Source organism: Thalassospira sp. UBA1131 (assembly GCF_002311515.1).
Taxonomy (GTDB): Bacteria; Pseudomonadota; Alphaproteobacteria; order Rhodospirillales; family Thalassospiraceae; genus Thalassospira.
Map to the genome: position 1 here is coordinate 13,289 of NZ_DCAO01000110.1, position 1,530 is coordinate 14,818.

General features: G+C 56.5%; 3 protein-coding genes. 1 reads left to right on the forward strand and 2 read right to left on the reverse strand.

The window, feature by feature from the left end; translation table 11 throughout:
• Together B3Z49_RS18535 and B3Z49_RS18540 are read right to left on the reverse strand one after the other, a co-directional pair.
• A partial coding sequence (locus B3Z49_RS18535; RefSeq protein ID WP_296993529.1) for a S4 domain-containing protein occupies positions 1-302 on the reverse strand: 302 nt, incomplete at its 3' end.
• Positions 299-1,021 (reverse strand): gamma-glutamyl-gamma-aminobutyrate hydrolase family protein, encoded by a 723-nt coding sequence (locus B3Z49_RS18540; RefSeq protein ID WP_296993531.1) that lies wholly within the window; start codon positions 1,019-1,021, stop codon positions 299-301. The genes B3Z49_RS18535 and B3Z49_RS18540, both read right to left, overlap by 4 nt.
• Positions 1,022-1,300: 279 nt before the next feature.
• On the opposite strand from B3Z49_RS18540, the gene B3Z49_RS18545 reads away from it, so the two are divergent.
• Positions 1,301-1,530, forward strand: a 230-nt coding sequence (locus tag B3Z49_RS18545) for a deaminase (protein ID WP_296993533.1), incomplete at its 3' end; no start/stop codon positions are given.

The following is a 1,530-nucleotide window of genomic DNA, read 5'->3' on the forward strand; positions in this document are numbered from 1 at the left end:
AGATGTTCAAACACCGTGTCGCGGCCCTGTTCATCGCGGTGGCTGGTGACCAGACCGCGCTTTTTAAACAGACGCCAAAGACGCGGCTTTTCCTTTTCCGGAAGCGGCTTGCCATCGACGATGATTTCATCTTCGTCGGTCACGGTGACCGCCGGGGTATCAAGCTTCTTGCCATTGAGGCGCACAAGCCCCTCGGCAATCATGCGTTCGGCATCACGTCGGGAGCAAACACCAGATCGCGCAATGCGCTTGGCAATGCGTTCGGGCTTGTTGTCATCCGGGGTGGTGTTCTTGTCGCTCATTTGCGGGCCTCGGAAATCAGGGCGTCGAAAATCTTCGCATCGCCCGAACTGATATGGAATTCGGGATGCCACTGGACCCCGAGACAATAACGATATTTCGGATGCTCAATCCCCTCGATCACGCCATCTGGCGCGTAGGAATTGATGATCACATCCGGGCCAACCCCCGCCACCGCCTGATGGTGGGCGGAATTGACCGAAAGACTTTTCACGTCACCAACGATCTTTGCCAAAAGCGTATCGGGCTCGACCGTGACATCATGGCCGGGCTCGTTGCGCGGGTTCGGCTGTTCGTGCGGCAGGCAGTTTTCAACCGTATCCGGGATATGCTGGATCAACGACCCGCCCAGAATAACGTTCAAAAGCTGCTGACCACCGCAAATGCCCAGAACCGGCATGTCGCGCTTAAGCGCGCCTTCGGCCATCGCCCATTCAAATTTGGTGCGCCGATCCTTGGTGACAACCGTGTCGTGTTTTTCCGTTGCGCCAAACAGGCTCGGATCCACGTCAAACGCGCCACCGGTCACGACCAGCCCGTCAATCAGATCAAGCAGATCGGGGACCAGTTCAACCTCGTGGGGTAAAGGCATCGGAATGCCGCCTGCTTCGGTCACCGCACCGGCATAGTTTTCACGCAGCGCATACCACGGGAATTTGGAATAGCCCCCCGGTTCTTCGGAATCGAGTGTGATACCAATGATCGGCTTGCGCGTGGTCATGATCGAAATAGCCTTGATGCTGGTGACAGGTTCGCGAATAAAGTCACGCGGAAACTACCTGTGTAACCCTTTAAGGGCAACGGCAATTCACGCGGATGGTCCATGCGTTTCTGCGGGCCGTCGCCAGTGATGCTTAACCGGCAACCTGCCAGATGATCGCTTGACCCATAATCTGCTTGGTAGCACTGTGAGCATACACGCCCTAAAATGAAGTAAAAACAAGATCAGCCCTGATAAATGACCGTATTTGTCAGATGGCCCAAGCGGGATGGAAAGATCATGAGTGCAGACAGCTACATGGATATGGCACTTGAAGAAGCCCGTGCTGCCGCGCGTCGGGGCGAAGTGCCTGTCGGTGCCGTTCTGGTCGATGCAGATAGCGGCGAGGTTTTGGCACGCGCCGGAAACCTGACCGAGGAAATGAACGACCCAACGGCACACGCCGAAATCCTCGTGATCCGGGCCGCTGCCGGGGCCAAGGGCGAACCAAGACTTCCCAATTGCGATCT